Source organism: Arthrobacter sp. LT660, assembly GCF_056172845.1.
This window is the reverse complement of sequence record NZ_CM149651.1, coordinates 874,313-898,720: the sequence shown is the minus strand read 5'-3', so window position 1 is coordinate 898,720 and position 24,408 is coordinate 874,313. Positions and strand designations below refer to the sequence as shown.

The following is a 24,408-nucleotide window of genomic DNA, read 5'->3' as shown; positions in this document are numbered from 1 at the left end:
AAGGTTCCTTATGGGTATCGATGGTGATGCGCAAGAGGGGCCGGACACGCCCATTTGCGGGCGCGGACTAGAGTCTATGCGACGGCCGTCCGATGGACTCCAGTCGGCGACCGGCGATATGCCATCTCTCGTCTTTTGGATTTCGCGGATACCCGGGACCAGCTGGGAGGCCGTCAGTCGCTGCCTTTTCGCAGCGCGGCGCTGAGTTGGGAGGCTGCGGATACGACAACTTCAGAGTGCACGCGTCCGGGCTGGCGGGTAAGGCGCTCGATCGGACCGGAGATGGACACGGCGGCGATGACGCGTCCGGAGGGGCCGCGTACGGGGGCGGACACTGAAGCGACGCCCGGCTCGCGTTCTCCCAGGCTCTGCGCCCAGCCGCGGCGGCGAACACCGGCGAGAATGGTGGGTGTGAAGCGCGCGTTGTTGAGCCCCTCGAGCAGCCGCTCGTGGTCTTCCCACGCCATAAGCACCTGTGCCGCCGACCCGGCTTTCATCGACAGTTGCGTTCCCACCGGGATGGTGTCCCGAAGGCCGATGGGACGTTCGGCGGAGGCAACGCAGACTCGCGAGTCGCCTTGCCGGCGGAAGACCTGACTGCTCTCACCGGTCGCGTCCCGGAGCTGAACGAGGATGGGGCCGGCCGCGGCGATCATGCGGTCTTCGCCGGCGGCCGATGCCAGCTCGACCAAGCGGCTCCCTAGCACGAACCGGCCGTGGATGTCCTTGCCCACGAGTCGGTGATGGACGAGGGCCTGGGCCAAACGGTGCACGGTGGGTCTGGACAAGCCGGTGGCGGAAACCAGTTGTGCCAGGGTCGTGGGGCCGGCTTCGAGGGAGTCGAGCACCATGGCTGCCTTATCGATAACGCCAACGCCGCTAGAAGTGTCCATAGAATGATATTGCCGTCTCACATTATGAGATGCAAGTTGAAATTCTGGCCCTCGCAACGAGCGGGTGATTAAGTTGAGACCAAGAGGTTTTTTGACGAAGGGAACCCGAGATGTCCGGTGGCACACCAGCGCAGACGCTGGCGGAGAAGGTCTGGGCCGCGCACGTCGTGCGCGAGGGCGAAGGTGTTGGGGCGGCGCAACAGCCCGACCTCATCTATATCGATCTGCACCTTGTGCATGAGGTCACGTCCCCACAGGCTTTCGAGGGCCTTCGGCTGGCCGGACGTCCGCTGCGCAGGCCCGACCTGACGATTGCCACGGAGGACCACAACACCCCGACCCTGGACATCGACAAGCCGATCGCGGACCTCACCAGCCGCACCCAGATCGAAACACTGCGCGCCAACTGCCGCGAATTCGGGGTGCGACTCCATTCCCTGGGCGACAAGGAACAGGGCATCGTCCACGTGGTCGGCCCGCAACTCGGTCTGACGCAGCCCGGTATGACCGTGGTGTGCGGCGATTCGCACACCTCCACCCATGGCGCCTTTGGCGCGCTGGCGTTCGGCATCGGCACCTCCGAGGTGGAGCACGTGATGGCGACGCAGACGCTGTCGTTGAAGCCGTTCAAGACGATGGCCATCAACGTCGACGGCACGCTCAAGCCCGGTGTCACGGCGAAGGACATCATCCTTGCGGTGATCGCCAAGATCGGAACCGGCGGGGGACAGGGGTATGTACTCGAATACCGGGGTTCCGCCATCCGCGCGTTGTCCATAGAAGCGCGCATGACGATCTGCAACATGTCGATCGAAGCCGGCGCCCGCGCCGGCATGGTAGCCCCCGACCAGACCACGTTCGACTACCTCCGCGACAAGCCCCACGCGCCGCAGGGCAGCGACTGGGACGCCGCCGTGGATTACTGGGGATCCCTGAGTTCCGACGAGACGGCCTCTTACGACGCGGAGGTCTTCCTCGACGCCGACCGGCTCGAGCCCTTCGTGACGTGGGGCACCAATCCGGGGCAGGGCGTCTCGCTCTCCGAAGCGGTCCCGTCACCCGAAGACTTCGAGGACGAGAACGCCCGCGCCGCCTGTGAGCGCGCGCTGGACTACATGGCGTTGGAGGCCGGCACGCCCATGAAGGACATCCGCGTGGACACCGTGTTCCTCGGTTCCTGCACCAACAGCCGGATGGAGGATCTGCGGACCGCCGCGGCCATCATCCAGGGACACACCAAGGACCCCGACATCCGGATGATCGTGGTGCCCGGTTCGGCGCGTGTCCGGCTCGAGGCCGAGGCCGAGGGACTGGACCGTGTCTTCAAGGACTTCGGCGCCGAATGGCGCTTCGCCGGGTGTTCCATGTGCCTGGGCATGAACCCGGACCAGCTCGCCGAGGGGGAGCGTTGTGCCTCGACGTCGAACCGGAACTTTGAAGGCCGGCAAGGCAAGGGCGGCCGGACCCACTTGGTCTCGCCGGTTGTCGCCGCGGCCACCGCTATCCGCGGCACACTCAGCTCGCCCTCGGACCTCCCACCGGCCACCCGGGCCGTCACTTCCACCACCGCAGCCTAAGGAGCGCACCCATGGAGAAGTTGACCACCCACACGGGCGTCGGCGTGCCGCTGCGCCAGAGCAATGTGGACACGGACCAGATCATTCCGGCCGTCTTTCTCAAGCGGATCACTCGAACCGGCTTCGAGGACGCGCTCTTCGCCGGCTGGCGCAAGGACCCCGAATTCATCCTCAACCGCAAGCCCTATTCCGCCGGCTCCGTCCTCGTGGCCGGACCGGACTTCGGCACCGGCTCCTCGCGGGAACACGCCGTATGGGCGCTCAAGGATTACGGCTTCAAGGCGGTCGTTTGCTCCCGGTTCGCCGACATCTTCCGGGGAAACTCGGGGAAACAGGGACTGGTGGCCGCCCAGGTAGCGCAGGCGGATGTCGAACTCATCTGGAAGGAACTCGAGAACCACCCGGGCAGCACGGTCACGGTCGACCTGGTGTCCCGCACCGTCACCTGTGGTGCGCTGGTTGCTCCGTTCGAGATCGACGAATACACCCGCTGGCGCCTCCTGGAGGGCCTTGATGACATTGGTCTCACGCTGCAGCACGAGGCCGACGTCTCCTCGTTCGAAGCCGCGCGTCCCGCATGGCTTCCGGCCACGCTCCCCGCCAAATCCTGACTACCGGACACCGCCCCGCGGGCCCCGCCACAGCCGCCTCCACAAGCTCGGGCTGTATGCTTACGGGGAACCTCCGGCGATCCTGAGGCCACTCCAACGATAGGTATTTCTTTCATGGGCAAAGTCCTGACTATCCACGGCGGCGTTCCGCTGATTGGAAGAGTAAAAGTCAGGGGCGCCAAGAATCTGGTGCCGAAAGCCATGGTCGCGGCGCTTCTGGCCGATACCCCTTCCGTCCTGCGCAACGTTCCGGAGATCCGGGACGTGGAGATCGTGACAAGCCTGCTCACCATCCACGGCGTTACGGTGGACAAGGACCCGGCCACAGGCGACCTGACGCTCGATCCGCAGGGCGCGACCTCGGCTCCGTCCAAGGAGATCGACGCGCACGCCGGCGACTCGCGGATTCCGATCCTGTTTTGCGGACCGCTGATCCACAGCATCGGCGAGGCGTTCATCCCCGATCTCGGTGGCTGCCGCATCGGGGACCGTCCGATCGACTACCACCTCAACGTTCTCCGTCAGTTCGGGGCCGTCGTGGACAAGCGCCCTGGCGGAATCGCCATCTCGGCCCCGCACGGACTCAAGGGGGCGAAGCTCGAACTCCCGTATCCAAGCGTCGGCGCCACAGAACAGGTGTTGCTCACCGCGGTCAAGGCCGATGGCATCACCGAACTCAAGAACGCCGCCGTCGAACCCGAGATCATGGACCTCATCGCGCTCCTGCAGAAGATGGGCGCCATCATCTCCGTCCAAACGGACCGGGTGATCCGGATCGAAGGTGTGGCCCACCTGAGCGGCTACAGGCATCGCGCCCTCCCGGACCGCAATGAGGGCGCTTCCTGGGCCTCCGCGGCGCTGGTCACCCGTGGCGACATCTATGTCGAGGGCGCCAACCAGGAGGACCTCACCGCTTTCCTCAACACCTACCGGAAGATCGGGGGCGCCTTCGAGGTGGAAGACGACGGCATCCGCTTCTACCACCCCGGCGGCGAATTGAAGCCGCTGGTGCTCGAAACCGACGTCCACCCCGGATTCATGACCGACTGGCAGCAGCCGCTGGTGGTTGCGCTGACGCAAGCCGCCGGCGTATCCATCGTCCACGAGACGGTGTACGAGAACCGCTTCGGGTTCACCGATGCCCTGGTCCGCATGGGGGCCACCATCCAGTTGCACCGGGAATGCCTGGGCGCGGTGCCCTGCCGGTTCGGACAACGGAACTTCAAGCACTCGGCCGTGATCACCGGCCCGGCTCAGCTACACGGAGCGGACATCGACATCCCTGACCTACGCGGGGGGTTCTCCCACCTGATAGCGGCCCTCGCGGCCGAGGGCACAAGCCGGGTGACCGGCATCGAGCTCATCAACCGCGGGTACGAGAAGTTCCTGGAGAAGTTGCAGGGTCTCGGTGCGCGCGTCGAACTCGACTCCACCGACTAGGGCGGCCATGAGGGAAACGACCGGCGCGAAGGCCGTGTTCGCCGTCTTGGCGGGCATCATTCGTCCTACCATGACCGCACTGATGGGACGGAAGTGGGAACGGTTCGAGCGACTGCCCGAGGGTGGTTTCATCGCCTGTCCCAACCACGTGACCGAGATCGATCCGCTGGTGGTCGGCCAGGCGCTCTACGCGCACGGACGCCTCCCTCGCTATCTGGCCAAGGAATCGCTGTTCAAGCTGCCCGTGGTCGGATCGGTGCTGCGGGCCAGCCGTCAGGTTCCCGTCGCCCGCTCGAGCGTCGGTGCTGGCCGCTCGTTGGAGATCGCCCGCGACCTCATCGACTCGGGTGGCGTGGTCATCGTGTATCCGGAGGGGACGCTGACCCGGGATCCGGACGAGTGGCCCATGCGCGGCCGCACAGGCGCGGCACGCCTGGCGCTGCAAACCGGAGCGCCCGTCATACCCATCGCGCACTGGGGTGCGCAGGAGGTCTTCCCGCGTTACGGTAAGGGCCTTCGGCCCTTTCCGCGCAAAACGGTCCGCGTGCGGCTCGGCGATCCCGTGGACCTCAGCGACCTTGCGGACAAGCCCATGACCCGGTCGGTCCTGGAAGAGGCGACCGCACGCATCATGGCCGCACTGACAGCCGGAGTGGCTGAGTTGCGCGGCGGCGTTCCGCCCGAGACTCCTTGGGATCCGGCGGCGCACGGCCAGACGATGTCCGGTCGGGATTTCCAGACCGGCCCGGGAGCGAACGAGTGAGGCCTGCCGCCAACAAGATCGCCGTTCTGGGAGCCGGCAGTTGGGGCACCACTTTCGCCAAGGTCGTGGCCGACTGCGGAGCCGCCTCCAATACGGACGTGCAACTCTGGGCCCGCCGCGCCGAAGTGGCCAACGAGATCAACAACCACCACCGCAACACGCGCTACCTGGGCGAGATCGTCCTTCCGGGCAACGTCACGGCCAGCGACGATCCGGCGAAGGTCCTGGCCGGTGCGGATCTGGTGGTTCTGGCGGTGCCCGCCCAGACGCTGCGTTCCCAACTGCGAATGGTTCGGGATTCGATTCCGGCCGGTGCCGTCGTCTTGTCCCTCATGAAGGGGCTGGAGCGTGGCACGGATGCGCGCATGAGTCAGGTCGTTCGCGACGAATTGGACTGGCCAATGGACGCCATCGCCGTCGTTTCCGGCCCGAACCTGGCCATGGAGATCGCCCGCGAGGAGCCCACCGCCTCCGTCGTCGCGTGTACGGACGCGGAGACTGCGGCCTGGATCGCGGCGGCATGTACTCCGGAGTACTTCCGGCCATACACCAACACGGACCTCGTGGGCGTGGAGGTCGGCGGAATCGTCAAGAACGTCATTGCACTGGCGGTCGGGATCTGCGACGGACGCGGCATGGGCGACAACACGAAGGCCTCTGTGATCACCCGGGGCCTGGCAGAGACCACGCGGCTGGCTCTCGCCCTCGGGGGACAGTTGGAGACCATGTCCGGACTCGCGGGCCTCGGCGACCTCGTCGCGACCTGCTCCTCGCCGTTGTCGCGCAACCGCACCGCCGGAAGGCTACTGGGGGAGGGCCTGACCCTGGTCGAGGTCAACGCCGCCATGACCCAGACGGCCGAGGGCATCAAATCCGGGCCGGCGGTCCTGGACTTGGCGCGCGGCCTCGGCGTCGAGATGCCCATCACCGAGGCAGTCGTGCACGTGCTGGACGGCGAATTGACCGTTGACGCCATGGCGTCCCGGCTATTGGGCCGCGAACTTAAATCCGAAGGGGAAAAGGCATGAATGCCGAGAACAACACCAAAACGCGCGTGGCGTTGCTGTTCGGCGGGCGTTCCTCCGAACACGCCGTCAGCTGCGTCACCGCGGCCGGCGTGATGCATTCCATCGACCGCGAAAAATACGACGTCGTGCCGATCGGAATCACGCGCGACGGACGCTGGTCGCTGGTCGACGCCGACCCGGAGACCTGGTCGCTGGCATCCGGGGAGGCTCCCGAGGTTTTGGCGGGACCGGAAACCCTTCGGCTGGACATCGTCCCCGAGGGCCGGGAACTCGTGGCCCACACCAATGGGGGGAAGACCCGCAGCCTCGGCGGTGTGGACATCGTCTTCCCGTTGCTGCATGGGCCCTTCGGCGAAGACGGTACGCTGCAGGGCCTGCTGGAACTGGCCGACGTCCCGTACGTCGGCTCGGGTGTGTCTGCCAGTGCCATCGGCATGGACAAGCACTACATGAAAGTGGTTTTCGAAGCCGCCGGATTCCGCGTCGGGCCCTATGTGGTGATTACGGACAAGGCATGGCGCCGCGATCCCGAGGGCGCGCTGGCCGCCGCGGGTTCCCTGACCTATCCGCTGTTCGTGAAGCCGGCGCGGGCTGGTTCGTCCGTCGGCATCAGCCGCGTGGATTCCCCGTCACAGCTCCGCGAAGCCGTCGAGGCGGCCCGGATACACGACCCCAAGGTGGTCATCGAACAGGGAATCGACGGTCGCGAGATCGAATGCGGCGTCCTGGAGGGCCGCGGCCACGAGGTGCCCCGCACCTCGCTTCCCGGCGAGGTGGCGATGGAGGCCGGCGACCACGAGTTCTACGACTTCGAGGCGAAGTACGTTGACGGCGCCGCGGCCAAGCTGAGCTGCCCGGCCGAACTTCCCGAAGGGGCCGTGGACGAGGTCCGCCGGCTGGCCGCCGCGGCCTTCGACGCCGTCGGAGCGGAGGGTCTTTCCCGGGTGGACTTCTTCTACACGGACGCGGGCGGCTGGGTCATCAACGAGATCAACACCATGCCCGGGTTCACTCCGATCAGCATGTATCCGCAGATGTGGGACAAAACGGGGATGGCCTACCCGGACCTGATCGACGAGCTCATCTGGCTTGCCCTCAACCGTCGGACCGGATTGCGCTAGGCTTTCGCGGCTCGGGCCGTCAAGGAAGGTCGACGCTCTGGTCGAGCGTGGTGCACGCGCCGTCGGCCGGGATGCGGCCGGCGGCCGCGGAGATTTCCGCCAGCACCGTGCTGGAGGCCACCACGTCCGGATCGAAGAGGATCTCGGTGGCGGGTTCCCTGCCATAGGTGGTCATCGTCCATGCCGGCTCGCCTTCACGGGCCAGCCAGTCGATGCCGTTGACACTGATGCAGGGGTCCGTTGTCGGGCTGGGGGGCGTCACCCCGCATCTGAGGATGATCTGGGCCGGCTCGCCCCATGCGGCGGTCGCCTGGCTGTTGGTGGCGCGAAGTCCGGCGCCGGCCAGCTCGTCGGGCAGGGCAACCATCATCTCCGCACAGACCGGGTGGGAAGCGGCGTCCGCCGCCTCGACATCTACGGCAGGTGAGCACGACGAAAGGCCGAAGACCGAGACGGCGAGGCCCAAGGAGGTCATGGCTTTTCGGGCGTGGGAGGGATGGCGGTTCACCAGTTCATTCTAGTGAAGGGGCGGAGCATGAGTGGCCTTGTTTATCAATCCTTGGAAGGCAATGAGATACTCGTATGAGCATTGTGACTGACTCAGGGGGATAAGTGACCGTGACGAATGACCGATTTGGCGTTGCCGGGGACGCCCCGCGCGCCAAAAGAAGACGGCCGGTCCTCATCACGATGGTCACCCTGGGCGTCGTTGTAGTTCTCGCGGCCGTGGTCGCTTTCGGGTATCTGGCAAGCCTTGTCGGCAGTTTCGAGTCGAAGACGCCTTCCATAGAATCGGCCTTCCCCGCGGACGACACCCGCCCGCAACGGGCCGCCGCCGCTGCCGACGCGGTGAACTTCCTGGTGATCGGAAGCGACGAGGACGGGGGCAGTGGCGATACCGAGAACCTGCCCGACGTCCCGAATGGGGGACGCGCCGACACGATGATGCTGGTAAACATCCCCGGCGACCGCAAAAGCATCAACGTCATGTCGGTCATGCGCGATACCTGGGTCGAAATTCCGGGACACGGCGAACACAAGATCAACGCGGCACTCGCTCTCGGCGGCATGCCGCTGTTGGTTCAGACACTTGAGGGCATCGTGGAGACGCCTGTCGACCATGTGGCCATTGTTGATTTCCAGGGCTTCCGCGAACTGACCACGGCATTGGGCGGGGTGGAGGTCAACAACCCTCGGGCCTTCAGGTCCTCCGGCGTCGACGGCGAATCATTCGCGCAAGGGAAGATCACCCTGGAAGGCGACACCGCGTTGAAGTTCGTGCGCGAACGCCAGCAGTTCTCCGACGGCGACTACACCCGTGTGGCGAACCAGCAGTTGTTCCTCAAGGGGGTCATGTCCAAGTTCCTGACGGCGCAAACCCTGACGGATCCCGGCAAGGTATCGGCAATCGTGAACGCCTTCGCGCCGTACGTCTCGCTTAGCGACGGCATGAACGGACTGACCGTGGGGCGGCTCGCCGTGGGCCTGAGGGACGTGAGGACATCGAACGTCCACACGTTCACGCTTCCCAACCTCGGAACCGGGCGATCGAATGACGGACAGTCGATCGTTGTCCACGACCCCGCCGCCGCATCCCGGATCGCCGATGCCCTCGACGAGGATCAGCTGATCCGGTTCGTGACCGACAACAGGCTGGAAAACTAGGGGCATGGGATGGAGACGCGTATCCGCGGCACTGGCCATAGCAGCATTCGTCCCTGTGGGGGCGATGTACGCACCGTCCGCCACGCACGCTCTTCCCTCCCGAGTGATAGTCCTGCCCCTGCCCGGGGACGAGCCTCCGTCGCCGAGCCCGACGGCGACCGCGGAGCCGCAACCGGTCGAGCCCGCTAACCCAGTGCCCGCGGAACCGCCCCCGGCCGAGCCCTCGCCGTCGAAAGAGTCGACCGGCGAGCCACAAGACCCAGAACCGGCTCCGCCTGCGTCAATGACGGACGAACCCGCGTCCACGGTCGGCGAACCGGTCCGCCAGCAGGGCGCGGCGGCGGGTAAACAGCCCGCTACCGACCCGGCCACTGGGTTCGCCGTGGACGGTGCAACCGGCTATCCGGTGCATCCACGTACCGGCTACCTCATAGTTCCCGGCACGGGGCAGATGTTGATCCGCGGTTCGCTGGTGGACACCGGCTTCGTCTACGGTTACCGCCGCGGCGTGGTCGTTCGGGCGTCGGCTTCCGCCATGGCATCCGAGGCGTCGTCCGACGCGACGAATGCGGCGGATTCCTCCCCGGCGAGTTCACGCACAGCGGCGGCTCTGAGTTCCGCCCCGGCGACGACAGCGCCGCCCACGGTGGATAGGCAGGGCGAAAGCTTCGCGGGCGTGAGCGCCGCGGACCAGCAGGCGCAGGGCGCCGTCGTCGTTCAGGGGATCGTCGGCCTTTTGGTGCTGATCGCAGCGTTTTTCTATTACCGACTGCTGTTCGGGCGTCGTCGCGCCCCGTCTGCCACGTCGGTGCGTCAGGACCGCGAGGGCAGGCGATGAAGCGAATCCTTGCCCTACGGCACACTCTCAAACGCCACTGGCAGGAGGACCCGGTCCAGTTGGCCGTGCGGTTGCTGCGGCGGTATCCATTGCGCAGCGCACAGTTGGCCGTCCACGCGGCGAGCCGTCTGGCGGGAGTGGCCCCACACCGCCCGCTCGCGGCGGTCTTGGCCTTGCTGGACGGGACGCCTGACATGTTGGCTTGTCGGATCGGTCGTGCCCTGGACAGAGGCCCAGGCGCCGCGGAGGCCAAGCGGTTGGCAGACGTCTGCATTGCCGGGGGCCTTCCGGTGGAGGCCCGCACGTTCCTCGACCGGGTCCCAGTCGGGATCGCAGGGCGCAGCGCGTCGGAGGCGAAGCTTGAGTGGTACCACGGTGGGATGGCGTCCGCCATAGAACTGCTGCCCGAAGGGGACCCTCGATCCGCGCGCATGCGGGAGCGCTTCGTGGGCGAAACCGAAGTGTATGGCACGTGGACGCCCTCGCTGGCGGCAACGGCCGCCTTCGTGCCGCGCAACGACGTCGTACTCCACCTCGTGAACAACTCGCTTCCCCACACTGCCAGCGGTTATGCACAGCGCACGCACTCGCTCCTACGGGCTCAGGCTGCCTTGGGCTGGGAGGTGCACGTGGCGACGCGCCTCGGATATCCGTCCACGCTCGGCATCCGCAACGCCGCGCGGATAGAGGTGATCGATGGGATCACCTACCACCGGATGAGCTCACCGCTAATCTTCGCCCACTTGGCCGATCGCCTGCAGGTGGAGTCCGAAGAGCTACTGGCACTGGCCCGCGAACTTCGGCCCGCCATCATGCACACCACCACTCACTTCGTCAATGGTCTGGTGGCCCGCGCCGTCGCCTCGTCGCTCGGCATACCATGGGTCTACGAGGTCCGCGGGCAGCTCGCCGATACGTGGGTGTCCAAGCGTCCCGCCTCCGCCGTTCACTCCGCCCGCTACATGTCGTTCGTCCGCCGCGAGGCCGAAGTCACTCGCGATGCCAACCTGGTCATCACGCTCGGTGCCGCCATGAAGGCAAAGATCCTGGAGCAGGGAGTCGATGAACGCCGGATCATGATTGCGCCCAACAGCGTGGGCGAGTCCTACCTCGCCGAGCCACCGCTTGCATCGGAGGTCAGGGAGGACCTGCGACTTGATCAGGACAAGGTCTACATCGGGACCGTCAGCAGTTTGGTTGCCTACGAAGGGATCGATGACCTGATCCGCGCGTTCGCCACGGTGAAGGTGGCACGGCCGCAGGCGCGACTATTGATTGTGGGCGACGGCGAGGCGCTGCCGGAACTGCGGTCGCTGGCGGCGTCGCTCGGATTGCTACAGCGAGAGGTGTTCACGGGCCGCGTGCCGCGTTCGGAGGCAATCCGATACCACCGCGCACTGGATATCTTCTGCGTGCCGCGCAAGGACTTCGCGGTGACCCGGTCCGTCACGCCGCTGAAGCCCGTGGAGGCCATGGCCTGCGCTAAACCGGTGGTGGCCTCCGAGCTGCCGGCTCTCTTGGAGATGGTCCAGGACGGCCACACGGGGCGGGTCCATCCCGCCGAGGATCCCGCGGCACTGGCACAAATCCTCATCGAGCTCATCGACGATCCGGAGATGCGCCAACGTCTGGGAGCGTCGGGGCGCGGGGTGGTCCTTTCGACACGCACCTGGAAGCGCAACGCCATGGCGTGCATCGCGCAGTACAACCTGTTGGCAGAGCGCGGCCGCGGGGGGACCGACGCTGACGGCGGCGCGGCAACTGACACCGGCGCTGACGGGGCGGTGGCGTCTTGAGCCAGACGACCGAGGAAGGGGCCGAGAACGCGCGCGTCCTGCGGGTGGACCTGACCGGAATGACGCCCCAGGGAACGCGGGGTTCCTACACCGACTATCTGGTGGGGCTGTGGGAGGCCCGCGGATTCATGGTGTCCGAGGCCCACGCCCGGGTCAGGGACGGCGCCGGGCGAGACAAGCTGGGGAACGTGTGGCTGATCCTCACGCCGGTGATCAACGGACTGATGTACTACGTCATCTTCGGCATTGTCCTGGACGCCAGTAAGGGCATCGAGAACTTCATCGGATTCCTGACCATCGGGATTTTCATGTTCACGGTCGCCAACAAACTGATCGGCCAAGCCGCCGATGCCATCTACGCGAACCGCTCGGCGGGGGCGGGGCAGCGCTACTCGTCCGTGGTGAAGGTCACCATGGTCAACATCCGCGTGTGGATGGCCAGTCTGCCGTCCTACCTGGTGATGGTGCTGCTGGTCGTCGCCTTCCCTCCTGTCGAATCGTTTTCGCCGATGGCGTTGTTGCTGATTCCGGTGGTGCTGGTCCAGGCCCTGTTTGTTCTGGGGTTGTCCATGATCGCCGCCCACCTTGTGTCCCGGCTGTCTGACCTGAAACACGTTCTGGCCCTGGTGCAGCGTGGCTGGTTTTTTGGCTCCGGGGTGTTCTTCAGCGTCGACCGGATCCTGACGGCCCTGCCTTGGGCGGGACCGCTTGTCGCGGCGAATCCCATGCACCACGTGTTGGACATCAGCAGGAACGTCCTGCTCTACAACACCATGCCGAGTGCCTTCGGGTGGCTTGTTATGGGACTCTGGGCCATTGGCGGGCTGTTGGTGGGAACATGGATCCTGTGGCGCAACGAGGGGACCTACGGTTTTGACGACGATTGATGCCGCCGCGGTCGAGCCCTCTCTGGTGCTGGATCGAGTCACGATGAAAGCCATGTCCCCGACGCCGACCGAACGCGAGTGGGCCCTCGGGCAGGTCACCTGTGTCGTGGAGCGAGGGGAGGCCGTGGGGCTGGCCGGGGCGAAGGGATCGGGTAAGACCGCGCTCATCCGCGCGGCCACCGGTGAATCGCGGGTGCAGTCCGGCGTCGTGTGGGTCAGGAGCCAACCTGCCGTCATCTCCAAGTCTTCCGCGCTGTTGCCGAAGAGCACCGTGGAGGAGAACATGCTTCGTATTCTGCGCGTGACGGGGCTGCGCGGTTCGGCGCTACGCACCGCAGTGCGGGAGATCGCCGCGTACTGCGGCGCCGAGGGGCACCTGCAGGCCACCGTGGAAGAGGCCGAGTCGTCAACGGTGGACGTAACTCGTTTGGCATGCCTGTTGTCCTTGGAGCCGGATCTGCTCATCATCGACGATCCGAAATTCAGGCTGGCCCGCACGGGTCCGCGGGGCCGCGAGCTCGTGGAGAGCCACCTCGAACGGGGCGGCTCCCTCCTGGTAACCTCCGAAGATCCCAAGAGTTTGATTCGCACCTGTAGCCGCACCATGTGGCTACACGACGGGCAACTGCTGGCGGACGGGCCCTCCCGTGTGGTGGCAAGGGACTTCCAAGCCGTGGTCGACGCCGAACAAGGCGGTGACCGCAGCCGCGCCGCGCAATTGAGGCGCCGTGCTGCGGCCAATTTCCGCCCGCTACGGGTGCTGCCGAACGCGACTGGTCGCCGCAAGGCATGAACCGTGGATGGCGCTTTGTGTGGCGTCCCCGAGAGACGGAGCAATAGGGAACATGATCCACCACCACGACGACGACGACGAGCGACCGACCGAACCGCGACTGATGCGCGCTGCCATCGAGGCGGCGCGACGGGATCCGGAATCGACCGGGGCGTACTATTTCTCGCAATCCGTTGTCAGGGCGTCGGGCACCGGCGGAGATGATATGGGTGTCGAGCCGTCCTTGCGGGAACGCGTCCGGGAGCTGGAGCACGAATGCCGCCAACTTTCGGCAGAAATCGAGCGCGTCACGGCCCGCCGGGACCGGCTCCAGGAACTGTACGAAAACCAAACCGCGCGCGTCGAGAAATTCAAGTCCGCCTACGAGGAAATGCGGGACTCGTCGGAGTACGCCGCAGGCAAGGCACTGAGGAGGCCCCTGCGCGTGTCCCGCGCGCTGACGCGGCGCGTATTTGGTGCTTCTTCGACGGAGCAGCCATCAACGGTTGCCGTGGGCGAGGCAACGCCGCCCGATCACGAGGTTCGTGCGCGGCAGGAAACGGCCACCGACGTACTTGCCGCGTCGTCCCCGGACAATGTCCTGGACCAACCACGGGCGCTCACATTGGCGGACCTGAAACAGGCGTTCTTTCAGCGGGGCGAGGTTCGTTCCGTGGCGCGGGGACTAGCCCGGCTCTCAGATTCGATGGACGATTCGCCGGGGGAGCCGTCCTTCTCCAGGTTAGTCGCGGGCTGGTTGAACGTCATGGATTCGCCGCCGTTCCTTGGCCCGCGCCAGCGGGTCCCCGTCTATTTCCCCGAGGCGAACCGGGTGCTTTATTGCGCCCACAGCACGGGGCGGTTCAATAGCAATGGGTACTCCACACGGACGTCGGGGCTGGCCAACGCACTCGCCGGCCTGACCCACGGGGACATTACGGTGGTGGCCCGCCCCGGCTATCCTTGGGATGCTAAGACCATCTCCACGTTGAAGAACAGGCGCACCGAGATGGAGATCGACGGTGCGCGGCACGTTTTCAACCCGGGGCCGTCTCTCCGGGAGCAGCCACTCGACGAGTATTTCAACAGCGCGGCGGACGTGTACGCCCGCGAAGCCATCCGGTCCCGCGCTGGACTGATCCACGCAGCTTCCAACCATGTCACCGCTTTGCCCGCTTTGATGGCCGCGCGCCGACTGGGCGTTCCGTTCGTCTACGAGGTCCGCGGGCTGTGGGAAGTCACGGAGGTGGCCGCCAAGGAAGAGTGGGCGGGATCTGACCGGTTCAACCTGGTGGCGCAATTGGAGACCATCGTTGCCCGCGAGGCGGACCGAGTCCTCGCGATCACCAGTCAGGTAGCGGACGAGTTGGTGCGTCGAGGCGTTCCCCGAGACCGTATTGCGCTTTTGCCCAATGCGGCGGACACCGCCCGGTACATCCCGGGCAACCCGGACAAGCAGATCATGCGTCGGCTGGGTATCGTGGCCGGCCAACCGGTGATCGGATATGCGGGAAGCCTGGTCGCCTACGAGGGCGTTGACTTGCTCATCGAGGCGTTCGCTGATCTTCGGGAAAACAAACTTGATGCGCGGCTGGTGATCGTGGGCGACGGGCCGGCGCTTCCACAGCTGAAGGCCAAGGTGGATGAGCTGGGTGTCGCGGAGGCGGTGAACTTCACGGGGCGAGTCCCAAACCATGAGATCCCCAAATACCTTTCCGTCTTCACGGCGGCACCCATCGCGCGCTTAAGCAATGCCGTGACTGAGCTCGTGTCACCGCTCAAGCCGCTGGAGGCGCTCGCGGCCGGCGTGGCGGTGGTGGCGTCGGACGTGGCACCCCTTCGGGACATCGTGGGCGAGGACCAATCGCGGGGCCTGCTCTTCAAGGCAGGGGACCGGGATTCGCTCCGGGGCGCCCTTGAACGGGTGCTGGTCGACCGCCGTCTGCGCGGCGACGTGGTGCGCCGCGGCCGCCAGTGGGTTGCCAGAGAGAGGACGTGGGAACAGCTGGCGCAGAAGGTGGCCATCGAACACGAGGCGGCGCGCGCCGCGAATGTTGCACCCGGCAGGAACCTCGCCGACCTGCGCGTGGGATTGATCGCGGACGGCTTCACGACGCGGGCGGTCGCACCCGAATGCCGCACCGTAGCCGTCAACCCATCGACCTGGGAAGCGGATATCGAGGGGCTCGACGCGTTGTTGGTCGAATCCGCGTGGGAAGGCAACGGCGGCGGGTGGACCCGGAAGGTCGGCCACTATGGGGAGGACGAGGCGCGGGACCTGCGCCAGCTTGTCGCAGAATGCCGGAAACTCGGCATCCCCACGATTTTCTGGAACAAGGAAGACCCAATCCATATCGAGCGGTTCATCAAAACGGCCGCGCTGTTCGACCACGTCTTCACGACGGATGCGCAGTGCATACCGCGCTACTGGCGTGAGCGCGGAGACCACCTGAAAACCGTGGCGTCCCTGCCGTTCTTCGCGCAACCCACGCTCCACAGGCCCACCACACCGGCACGGCCCTATAGCCACACTGTGGCCTACGGGGGCTCCTACTACGGTGACCGCTATCCCGAACGCTCGCGGCAATTGACGGAGCTGCTGGATGGCGCCGGGGCGGACAACGTCACTATCTACGACCGCCAACTGAACCATCCCGGAAGCCCGTACCAGTTCCCCAACAGATTGCGCAGGCACGTCCACGGGGGATTGTCCTATGTGGAGATGACCGAGGCCTACCGTTCTCACCCCGTCCACATCAACGTGAACTCCGTCAACGGATCGCCGACGATGTTCTCGCGCCGGGTCATGGAGCTGGCCGCCTGCGGTACGCCTCAATTGACCTGGGACGGACCGGGCATCCCCTCGACGGTGGGGGACTCGATCCCCACGGTTTCCAGCGGATTGCAGGCATCCCTGCTCGCGGGAATGTGGCTGAGCGACGAGGGCCAACGCAACGCGGACGGCTGGCGCGCGCACCGTGCAATCTACCGCGCCCACCTCGCCGTCCACCGGTTGGCGTTCATGTTCCGGACCGCGGGCCTCGAGGTTGATGTTCCTGGGCTGCCGGCCGTGGACGCCACGGTTGATTGGCTTGGTCCGGGGCAGGCCGACGACATCCTGCGGCAAACGCATCGCCCCGCGGGGGTAATTGTCCGCGGATCAGGCGATCCCGTTGCTGCCCGCGCACTCTCCGCCCAGGGAATCGCCGTCCGGCAAGCGGAGGACGGAGAATCCTACCGGTCGCCGACGCGTCCCCTCATCCGCTTGGAGCGGGGTGCCGATAGGACAATGATCGAGGATCTGGTGCGTTCCTCGCTGATCGTCCCGGGCCAATCGGTGCAGCGCCAGGACCACGATCTGCAGGAACCGGGACATGCGTTGCTCGAAACACGGCCGGCGGCGGGCTACGGGTCGCTCCTAGTGGTCCCAGGAACCGAATCCAGCAGTGTGTTGGGCATGAGGCGTCCAAACGTGAAGCCGCGCCAACGTGCGGAGGAGTCGTCCACGGACGCTGCCGTGGCAGCGAGCGACGGACCCGCGGCACGCAAGACCGTGGTCATCGCAGGTCACGACCTGAAGTTCGCCGGCTCTTTGATCCATCACTTGCACGAGGCCGGACACGAGGTCCTGCTGGATAAGTGGGAGAACCACACCGACCACGACGAAGCGGCGAGCCGCGAACTCCTGGCCCGTGCCGACGTCGTTTTTTGCGAGTGGGCCTTGGGCAACGTCCGTTGGTACGCGGAGAACAAGCTTCCCGGTCAACGGCTGGTCAGCCGGTTCCACTCGCAGGAGCTCTTCACGCCCTACCTGGAAACCAGCAGGCTGGACCGGGTGGATGCGTTCGTTTTCGTGGGGGAGTTCATCCGCCAGGCGGCCTTGGCTCGCTTCCGCATTAAGTCCGAACAAACTTCCGTCATCCCGAATCCGGTCCAGCTCGAGAGGCTGAACATGCCACGGACGGCGGACTTCCGCTTCAACATCGGGTTGGTTGGCGTGGTCCCCAGCACGAAGCGCATGGACCTGGCGCTGGACGTACTGGCCGGGTTGCGCGTTGAGGACGAGCGATTCCGCCTCCACATCAAGGGCAGGCAGCCAGCCGAATACCCGTGGCTCACGGCCCGCGCGGACGAAGTGCAGTTTTTCGACGAGCAGTATGCGCGGATAGAGAACGATCCGCTGCTGCGTGGAGCAGTGGAGTTCCACGCACACGGCGACGACATGCCGCAGTGGTACGCCAAGATGGGGGCGGTGCTTTCCGTAAGCGACTTCGAATCGTTCCACTTGACACTGCCCGACGGCGCCGCGGCCGGAGCCGTACCCCTGAGCCTGAGCTGGCCGGGCAGTGAGATGATCTACCCCGGATCCTGGCTCTTCGAGACCACCGACGAGTTGGTGGCCGACTACCTGGGCATAGTGCACGACGACGAGGCGCTGGGCGAGCGGCGCACGGCGGCTCGCGACTTCGTGCGCTCGAGCTTCGACTCGGAAACCGTGCTTCCGAGCCTGACGTCCGTCATCCTCGGCGAATAGCACCGCTCCCGCCCCTTCCGCGTTTCGACGAAGGTAGATGTCCATATTCGGCGGAGATCCGACATCTGCCCTCGTCGAAACGGGAGGGGCGGACATCTATCGTCGCCGAAAGCCACCCGTGTTCTTGCTGGGGCCCATCAGGGGGAGACGGTCACCCAGTTCGTGGTCTCGGCTGAGGGCGTCGAGTCCGCCGTTGGTCGGTGGTAGACCCTCACACGGTAGCGGCCTGCGGGCAGTGCAGGCCACGAGGCCGACCGCGCGCCGGAATACGGGAGCGTGCCGACACGCTTGTTGTCCTTGAACAATCGGAACGAGTATTGGCCGGCAGCCGTCGAAACCACCGTGGCGACGACCGTTCCGCCCGTGGCCGAGGCGACGGTGGACAGTTGGGACAACCCTGTCTCGGAAACCGACGCGGCCGCGGTGGCCTTGGGGGCACGTGCATTCCGGGCCGCACGGACGGGTAGCGCCTGCAGGTAGTCGAGCAGGGCCCGGCGATAAACGCCGCCGATGTCGGCGTGCGTGAGACCCGGCAACGTGATGAGCGAGGGCGTGTGGCCGTGCTCGCGCAGGTCTTCAATGAAGGGAAGCACGTGGTTGGCGTAGTGGTGGTCCTTGTCGCCAACCAACAGGGTGATCTCCGTCGACGGGTCAGCCCTGACGGCGGCCTCGGCGAGGACGCGGTCCAGGGCCGCGACGTCATCGGCGCCGGTTCCACCGGTCATCAGCCGCAGGATGTTGGGGTGCGGTGTGGACACGAAGGACCCTATGCGCGTCTGCGGGGCGCCGACGAAGACGCTTCCGACGCCGGCGGCCATGCCGTGGATGAGCGCAGCCGCCCCGCCTTTGGAGGATCCGGCCATGACAACGTCCTGCGGTTCCAAGCCCAACTCCGCCAGCTTGACCGCGACGAGCTCCTGGACCGAGCGGAAGAGCGCACGGTCCCCGTGGTCCTGAAGGTAGTAGGCGCCTTGATCCCCGAAGTCGTCGAGGATGTAGAGCGCTCCCAATCCCGCTTGGTCCACGGTGGCCTTGTAGTTGTACGTGAAGTCGCCGAGCGCATGGATCGCGGTGAAGACCACGACCAGCCGTCCGTCATGGTCCGGATTAGCGGGGGCCACATGCAGGTAGTTCAGTCCCACCTCCCCGGCGAACCGGCGCCAAGGGGAATTCTCGACAGCCAAACCACGGTCGGCGTAGGTGAAGTCGTTCAGGCGCAGGCGGGTTTCGATGCGGCAGCCTGATCCGGAGAAGGCAAGCCGGACGACGTGAGCCGGCTCAACCTCGCCGAATTTCGGGAACCGCCATCCCAGATGCGGCTTGGTTTCTCCGCGGTGCAACGACAGCCGAAGTGGCGCGTCCGCTGTGAAATGCGCGTCAAAGACTTTTTTCCCCTGGTGGTAGAGCTCGAAGCCGTGCCCGTGGAGAACGGGCGTCACTTCAGGGCCGAGGTTCCACAGCAGTTCATAGTCGTTGTGGATGTCGCTTCGGACCGTGTCGACCAGATCGATCCGTGGCTGACCATTGATCTCCTCGATGGAGACCTGCCTCTCGTGGACGGTGCCGGCCAGGCGGGCGTTGCGCCCGGTCACGTCGAATCCATCGGCGCGCACGTCATGGGCGGTGAGGGACACTTCGCTGGCCTTCGAATCCGTGCGGGGAAGACTGACGCCATTGACGATCAACGAGTTGTGGGCGTACTGCGAATAGCCGTACTTGGTCAATGGATCGCTGTAGTTGTAGCCGTAGGGACCGGCTTCGCTGAGCAGGTCGATTCCGCCACTGCGAAGGATGAACGAATTGTCGTCCGAATGCTTGTGGTAGTCCGCGTTGTAGGCGGCTTGGAAGAGCGCGTAGGTGGCTTGCGGGTCCTGCCATGACGAACGGTAGATTGCGTATCCGGAATCCGGTAGCACCAGTACCCGGGCCGCCGGCGGCCGGCCCGACTTCCCCGCGGAGGCGGCAAAGTCAAATCCAGGGTCCCGAAAGACCGCCTGCGCCGACTTGAGCGAGACCTGCTGAGTGTCGCTGATTGGCGGATAGACGCCCCCGGGCATGACCGCGTGCGTCGCGTAGCGGGCCACGTTCCGCAACAGGGCGACGTAATGCTCGGCATCGGCGTGACCGATTTCTTGCAGCAGGTCCCGGTGGTCGCGGACGAAGCGGGAAACCATAACGTGGTAGGTCGGCGTGTTCTCCACATGCACGCCCTCCGAAGTGAAACACGAAGTGAAGTAGTCCTTCAGCCGCTGTTCCGCGAATTCAAACAGCGCGGCCCGGTCGGCGTCGCTCCGCCAACGCGCCAGCCCCACGTATGAAACGAGCGCAAGATCCTGGAACATGCCGTGGTTGTTGCCCGTGGCGTGGAAATCCTCGCGTTCCAGAAGCGCGGCCGTGGAGTCCAGAAAGCCATGAATCCACGTCACGTCAGGTTCGGCGAGATGAAGCTCGAAGAAGTCCAGCAGGGCACAGACGTTGATGACGCGTTGTGCGGTCGTTTCGTCGTGGTAAGCCATGGAATGGGTTCCGGGTACGTGCGGGTGGCGCTCGTCCCAGGTACGGATCAGTTCGAAGGCGGCTCGAGTGGGACCCTCCGGGTCGGCAGCCTGGCGCAGATACGCCGACCAGTCGGACAGGAAAATGAACCCGTGGACGTATCGCGAGCGCGACCTGTCGTTCGTGGATTCCCACACCCCGCCGTCGTCGAATGGCAGATCGCCGTACGTCGCGCTGGCGATGATGCCCTCTTCCACGAACCTGGAGGCGCGTTTGGCTGCTGCTTCGGTAGCACCGCTTGGCAGCCGCTTGCGTACTACTGACTCCAGGATCTCGAGGTCGAGTACGTGGTTCATGGCCTTCTTCGGTTCGGGGGCGGGAAATACGCGGCTAGGCGTTGTTGAGGATAAGTAGCACGGCGAGCACAGGCAGCATCGCCACCGCACCGGCAATAATCAGTCTCGCCACCACTCGCTGACGCTCCACGGGGATCCGCCTGGTTTTCAGGAGGGGAAGCGTGGGCGCGGACCCGCTGTCGGTATGGCGAGGCTGGAGCGGCGTGGGTCGCGTTTCATACCTCCAGACTGTCCAGACTGTCTTGACGGTTCGCTGGTGCCTGGCGCCGGGAATCCGCCTGACTTCCATCTGTACCCTCCACCAATTCGATCGCAACGCCGTGACAAACGAGTCTACAAGTCCGGGCAGTGTCCCACCCAATACGATTGGGATAGCCTTGGCTGGCGGTAGGACAGAACGTCGTGCCGCGGCCCGCGGGCAGAAGGGAAAACACGCGTGCAGTTGAAGATCGCCACGGGCATTTCCGCCATGCGTGCGTGGTTCGCGCTTTCGCGCAGTACCGTCGCCAACCACAGCGACCGGCTCAACGCCATCAACGTCTTCCCGGTGCCCGACGGCGATACGGGCACCAACCTCTACCAGACGCTCGCGAGCCTGGACAGTTCCGAAGCAGCCGACGGCGGTGACTTGGGTGCGGTACTCGGAGCGGCGGGACGGACGATGTTGGATAACGCCCGGGGTAACTCGGGCACGCTGATTGCCGTCTTCTTCACCGGATTCGCCGAGCCCTTGGCCGGCCACGAGCGGCTCACGGCGACGCTCCTCGAGCGCGCGCTGGAACGCGGCCGGCTACGAAGCTACTCGGCACTCTCGGATCCGGTCGAGGGAACCATGCTCACGTCCATGCGCGCCGCCTCCGAGGCCGCCGAAAGCTACCTCCGGTCCGAGGGCGACGACGGTTCGAACCGGGCGGTCGCCGAGTCGCTTGGCTGGGTCGTCACCGCCGTGAAGGACGCCGTTGCGGGTTCGGAGGCGGAACTGCAGGTCCTGGCCGACGCCGGCGTTGTCGATGCCGGGGCAGTCGGGTTCCTCCTTGTCATGGACTGCCTCGCCGCCTCCGTGACGGGATCGGAGGTTGACGAGTCCCTTCTGGAACACCTGGACGGCTACGCGATCCAGGACGAGGCCATCCACCAGCACCTGCCGCAGGATACCGGCTTCGAGGTGATGTGCTCCATTGAGCTCGACCCGCTTGGCGCGGCGTCGCTCCGGGTGGAACTCGACGGCCTCGGGGACTCGGTGATCATGAGCACCGTGGGCGCGACGGACGCGGGCTACCGGTGGCGCGTGCACGTCCACGCGCCGGATTCGACGCCGGTTCTGGAGGCTCTGGGGCGCTTCGGCACAGCCAACAACGTTGTGGTCACGGCGCTGGGGGACCACACGGACGGCGACGGGGACACGGGTCATGCCTGAGCCAGCCGGCCGTGCCCTCGAAAGGGGCACCACGGATTTCCTCGAGCGGGACTTGGACAGTTTCTTCGGCGGCGCCGGCGCCAAGAAGGTCGAGAAGTCGCTCGGCATCAAGACCGCCGGTGGCCTCCTCTTCCACTTCCCCCGCCGCTACGTCCGGCGCGGGGACCCCCTCGATTTCCGCCTGCTTCCACTCGGTGAACACGTCACCCTCGTGGGCAAGGTGACCAGCGTTTCCACCCGCAAGATGCAGTCGCGTCGCGGCATATTGACAGAGGTCGAATTCACAGATGACGCCGATCAGGGGCACCTGATGCGCGCGACCTTCTTCAACGCTCGGCACGTGCAGCGGGAACTCCGCATTGGTTACCGCGCCCTCTTCGCCGGCAAGGTCGGGAGCTACAGGAACGAACTCAACCTCGCGCACCCGGACTACGAGCTGCTGGCGGACGACGACGACGCCGGCGAGTTGGCGCGTCGGCCCATTCCCATCTATCCGGGGGCCGTGGCCCTGCCGAGCTGGCGGATCCGCAACGGCATGGCGACGCTCCTGTCGTCCCTTGCCTTCGAACGCCTGGACGACGTCGTTCCCCACGACCTGCGGACGCGTCACGGACTGCCCGACATCCGCGACGCCTTGGAAAAAATCCATACTCCGGGAAGCCTCGAGGAGGCGTATTTGGCCCGGAAGCGCTTCAAATACGAGGAGGCGCTGGTTCTGCAGACCGTCATGGCCCGCCGTCGTGCGGAGAACGACGCCGCCCCCGCGGTCTCGCGCGCCGCCCGGGAGGGTGGGCTGTTGTCGGCATTCGACGCTGCCTTGCCGTTCGAGCTCACGGCCGGGCAGCGGGTGGTCGGCCTGGAGGTTGCCGGGGACCTGGCGCGTGCCCGGCCGATGCATCGGCTGCTGCAGGGCGACGTGGGTACCGGCAAGACGCTGGTGGCCCTTCGCGCGATGCTCCAGGTGGTGGACGCCGGGGGACAGGCCGCGCTCCTCGCGCCCACCGAGGTGTTGGCGCAGCAACACGAGGCGTCGATCCGATCCCTCCTCGGTGCGTTGGGCAATGCCGGTGAACTCGGCGCCGACGAGTCGGCGACCCGTGTGGTCCTGGTCACCGGAAACATGACCGCCGCCCGCCGGCGTCGTGCTCTGTTGGACGTCGCCTCCGGCGAAGCGGGAATCGTCGTCGGCACGCACGCGTTGCTGTCCGAGAACGTCGGCTTCTGTGATCTGGGGCTGGTGGTGGTCGACGAACAGCACCGTTTCGGCGTCGAGCAGCGCGACGCGCTCCGCACACGGGGGACCGAGTCCATCCCACACCTGCTGGTCATGACGGCCACCCCTATTCCTCGGACGGTCGCAATGACCGTATTCGGTGACCTTGAGGTCTCGGAGCTCACCGAGGCGCCGGCCGGACGGGCAAGGATCGCCACGCACATGGTTTCGCTCAGCGAGCATCCCCTATGGGAACTCAGGATCTGGGAACGCGTGCGTGAAGAGGTCGACGCCGGGCGGCAGGTGTTTGTGGTGTGTCCGCGAATCGACGACCGCGAGGCGGCCGGGGCGGAAGCTTCCGCCTCCGAGGCCTACTCGCATTTGTCGTCGATCGAATCGCTGGAGACACGGCTAGCGGCGGAACCGGTGTTGGAAGGCATCGGCATCGGCATCATGCATGGGCGGATCGATCAGGCCACGCGAACCGAAACCATGAACTCCTTCGCGTCGGGGAAACTGGGTGTCTTGCTCGCCACCACGGTCATCGAAGTGGGTGTGGACGTGCCGAATGCCACGTTGATGGTGATCCTCTCCGCCGATCGTTTCGGCATGTCGCAACTCCACCAGTTGCGTGGGCGCGTGGGACGGAGCGACCTCGCATCCACGTGTCTGCTGGTGACGGATCTCGCCGCCGACCATCCCAGCCTGGAGCGGTTGCGTGCCGTGGCTGGAACCACCGACGGGCACGAGCTGGCGCGGCTGGACCTTATGCAGCGTCGAGAGGGCGATGTTCTGGGGGGACAACAAAGCGGCGTGAGATCGACTTTGCGGATTTTGCGCGTCATCGAGGACGCCAAGTTGATCGAGGAGGCGAGGAGGGACGCCTCGGACATCGTGGGTGTGGACCCGGACCTCCGGAAACACGACGGCCTCCGCGCCGCGGTGCTGGGCCGGCTCGACGACAACACCGAGGCGTTCCTGGAACGCGGATAGCCGCTACG

17 protein-coding genes are annotated in these 24,408 nt (G+C 65.8%); 14 read left to right on the top strand and 3 right to left on the bottom strand.

Going from position 1 to position 24,408, the window contains the following annotated elements:
* Nucleotides 1–173: 173 nt before the first annotated feature.
* The gene (locus tag AC0QSG_RS04115; protein WP_435726757.1) at nt 174–893 is read right to left on the bottom strand and encodes an IclR family transcriptional regulator; all 720 of its coding nucleotides are present in this window, start codon (nt 891–893) and stop codon (nt 174–176) included.
* 110 nt (nt 894–1,003) lie between these two features.
* Here AC0QSG_RS04115 and leuC point away from each other — a divergent pair, with 110 nt between their 5' ends.
* The 6 genes from leuC to AC0QSG_RS04085 all read left to right on the top strand — a co-directional run bounded on the left by leuC (nt 1,004) and on the right by AC0QSG_RS04085 (nt 7,433).
* Nucleotides 1,004–2,470, top strand: coding sequence for a 3-isopropylmalate dehydratase large subunit (leuC, locus tag AC0QSG_RS04110; protein WP_475376748.1), 1,467 nt, complete (start codon nt 1,004–1,006; stop codon nt 2,468–2,470).
* A gap of 11 nt (nt 2,471–2,481) precedes the next feature.
* Entirely contained in the window at nt 2,482–3,081 is a 600-nt protein-coding gene (gene leuD, locus AC0QSG_RS04105) for a 3-isopropylmalate dehydratase small subunit (protein ID WP_475376747.1), read from the top strand.
* Between the two features lie 114 nt (nt 3,082–3,195).
* Complete coding sequence (gene murA / locus AC0QSG_RS04100; protein WP_435726760.1) at nt 3,196–4,521, top strand: UDP-N-acetylglucosamine 1-carboxyvinyltransferase; 1,326 nt, start codon at nt 3,196–3,198, stop codon at nt 4,519–4,521.
* A gap of 7 nt (nt 4,522–4,528) precedes the next feature.
* Nucleotides 4,529–5,284, top strand: coding sequence for a lysophospholipid acyltransferase family protein (locus tag AC0QSG_RS04095; protein ID WP_475376746.1), 756 nt, complete (start codon nt 4,529–4,531; stop codon nt 5,282–5,284).
* Nucleotides 5,281–6,312, top strand: a complete 1,032-nt coding sequence (locus tag AC0QSG_RS04090; protein WP_475376745.1) for an NAD(P)H-dependent glycerol-3-phosphate dehydrogenase — start codon at nt 5,281–5,283, stop codon at nt 6,310–6,312. The genes AC0QSG_RS04095 and AC0QSG_RS04090 overlap by 4 nt, the downstream gene beginning before the upstream one ends.
* Entirely contained in the window at nt 6,309–7,433 is a 1,125-nt protein-coding gene (locus tag AC0QSG_RS04085) for a D-alanine--D-alanine ligase family protein (RefSeq protein ID WP_475376744.1), read from the top strand. The genes AC0QSG_RS04090 and AC0QSG_RS04085 overlap by 4 nt, the downstream gene beginning before the upstream one ends.
* Before the next feature lie 19 nt (nt 7,434–7,452).
* Here AC0QSG_RS04085 and AC0QSG_RS04080 read toward each other — a convergent pair whose 3' ends face one another.
* Complete coding sequence (locus AC0QSG_RS04080) at nt 7,453–7,941, bottom strand: DUF3515 domain-containing protein (protein WP_475376743.1); 489 nt, start codon at nt 7,939–7,941, stop codon at nt 7,453–7,455.
* A gap of 104 nt (nt 7,942–8,045) precedes the next feature.
* Here AC0QSG_RS04080 and AC0QSG_RS04075 point away from each other — a divergent pair, with 104 nt between their 5' ends.
* From AC0QSG_RS04075 to AC0QSG_RS04050, 6 genes are all read left to right on the top strand, one after another.
* Nucleotides 8,046–9,098 (top strand): LCP family protein, encoded by a 1,053-nt coding sequence (locus tag AC0QSG_RS04075; protein WP_475376742.1) that lies wholly within the window; start codon nt 8,046–8,048, stop codon nt 9,096–9,098.
* A 283-nt stretch (nt 9,099–9,381) separates the two neighbouring features.
* Complete coding sequence (locus AC0QSG_RS04070) at nt 9,382–9,936, top strand: hypothetical protein (protein WP_475376741.1); 555 nt, start codon at nt 9,382–9,384, stop codon at nt 9,934–9,936.
* Nucleotides 9,933–11,732 (top strand): glycosyltransferase family 4 protein, encoded by a 1,800-nt coding sequence (locus AC0QSG_RS04065; RefSeq protein WP_475376740.1) that lies wholly within the window; start codon nt 9,933–9,935, stop codon nt 11,730–11,732. The genes AC0QSG_RS04070 and AC0QSG_RS04065 overlap by 4 nt, the downstream gene beginning before the upstream one ends.
* Entirely contained in the window at nt 11,729–12,619 is an 891-nt protein-coding gene (locus tag AC0QSG_RS04060; protein ID WP_475376739.1) for an ABC transporter permease, read from the top strand. The genes AC0QSG_RS04065 and AC0QSG_RS04060 overlap by 4 nt, the downstream gene beginning before the upstream one ends.
* Nucleotides 12,606–13,412, top strand: a complete 807-nt coding sequence (locus AC0QSG_RS04055) for an ATP-binding cassette domain-containing protein (protein WP_475376738.1) — start codon at nt 12,606–12,608, stop codon at nt 13,410–13,412. The genes AC0QSG_RS04060 and AC0QSG_RS04055 overlap by 14 nt, the downstream gene beginning before the upstream one ends.
* A gap of 52 nt (nt 13,413–13,464) precedes the next feature.
* A complete protein-coding gene (locus AC0QSG_RS04050) occupies nt 13,465–17,925 on the top strand; it encodes a glycosyltransferase (RefSeq protein ID WP_475376737.1) in 4,461 nt (1,486 codons plus the stop codon).
* Between the two features lie 137 nt (nt 17,926–18,062).
* On the opposite strand, the gene AC0QSG_RS04045 is transcribed toward AC0QSG_RS04050, so the two are convergent.
* Complete coding sequence (locus AC0QSG_RS04045; protein WP_475376736.1) at nt 18,063–20,777, bottom strand: heparinase II/III domain-containing protein; 2,715 nt, start codon at nt 20,775–20,777, stop codon at nt 18,063–18,065.
* Nucleotides 20,778–21,213: 436 nt separating this feature from the next.
* On the opposite strand from AC0QSG_RS04045, the gene AC0QSG_RS04040 reads away from it, so the two are divergent.
* Complete coding sequence (locus AC0QSG_RS04040) at nt 21,214–22,194, top strand: DAK2 domain-containing protein (protein WP_475376735.1); 981 nt, start codon at nt 21,214–21,216, stop codon at nt 22,192–22,194.
* Nucleotides 22,187–24,400: an ATP-dependent DNA helicase RecG gene (locus AC0QSG_RS04035; RefSeq protein WP_475376734.1), complete on the top strand. Its 2,214-nt coding sequence runs from the start codon at nt 22,187–22,189 to the stop codon at nt 24,398–24,400. The genes AC0QSG_RS04040 and AC0QSG_RS04035 overlap by 8 nt, the downstream gene beginning before the upstream one ends.
* The last annotated feature ends 8 nt before the right edge of the window (nt 24,401–24,408 follow it).

Excerpts from the sequence above, each read along its gene's own strand:
- AC0QSG_RS04085 (WP_475376744.1), top strand. The coding sequence starts at position 6,309 with ATGAATGCCGAGAACAACACCAAAACGCGCGTGGCGTTGCTGTTCGGC.
- leuD (WP_475376747.1), top strand. The coding sequence starts at position 2,482 with ATGGAGAAGTTGACCACCCACACGGGCGTCGGCGTGCCGCTGCGCCAG.
- AC0QSG_RS04045 (WP_475376736.1), bottom strand. The coding sequence starts at position 20,777 with ATGAACCACGTACTCGACCTCGAGATCCTGGAGTCAGTAGTACGCAAG.
- AC0QSG_RS04065 (WP_475376740.1), top strand. The coding sequence starts at position 9,933 with ATGAAGCGAATCCTTGCCCTACGGCACACTCTCAAACGCCACTGGCAG.
- AC0QSG_RS04115 (WP_435726757.1), bottom strand. The coding sequence starts at position 893 with ATGGACACTTCTAGCGGCGTTGGCGTTATCGATAAGGCAGCCATGGTG.
- AC0QSG_RS04050 (WP_475376737.1), top strand. The coding sequence starts at position 13,465 with ATGATCCACCACCACGACGACGACGACGAGCGACCGACCGAACCGCGA.
- AC0QSG_RS04070 (WP_475376741.1), top strand. The coding sequence starts at position 9,382 with ATGACGGACGAACCCGCGTCCACGGTCGGCGAACCGGTCCGCCAGCAG.
- AC0QSG_RS04095 (WP_475376746.1), top strand. The coding sequence starts at position 4,529 with ATGAGGGAAACGACCGGCGCGAAGGCCGTGTTCGCCGTCTTGGCGGGC.
- murA (WP_435726760.1), top strand. The coding sequence starts at position 3,196 with ATGGGCAAAGTCCTGACTATCCACGGCGGCGTTCCGCTGATTGGAAGA.
- leuC (WP_475376748.1), top strand. The coding sequence starts at position 1,004 with ATGTCCGGTGGCACACCAGCGCAGACGCTGGCGGAGAAGGTCTGGGCC.
- AC0QSG_RS04035 (WP_475376734.1), top strand. The coding sequence starts at position 22,187 with ATGCCTGAGCCAGCCGGCCGTGCCCTCGAAAGGGGCACCACGGATTTC.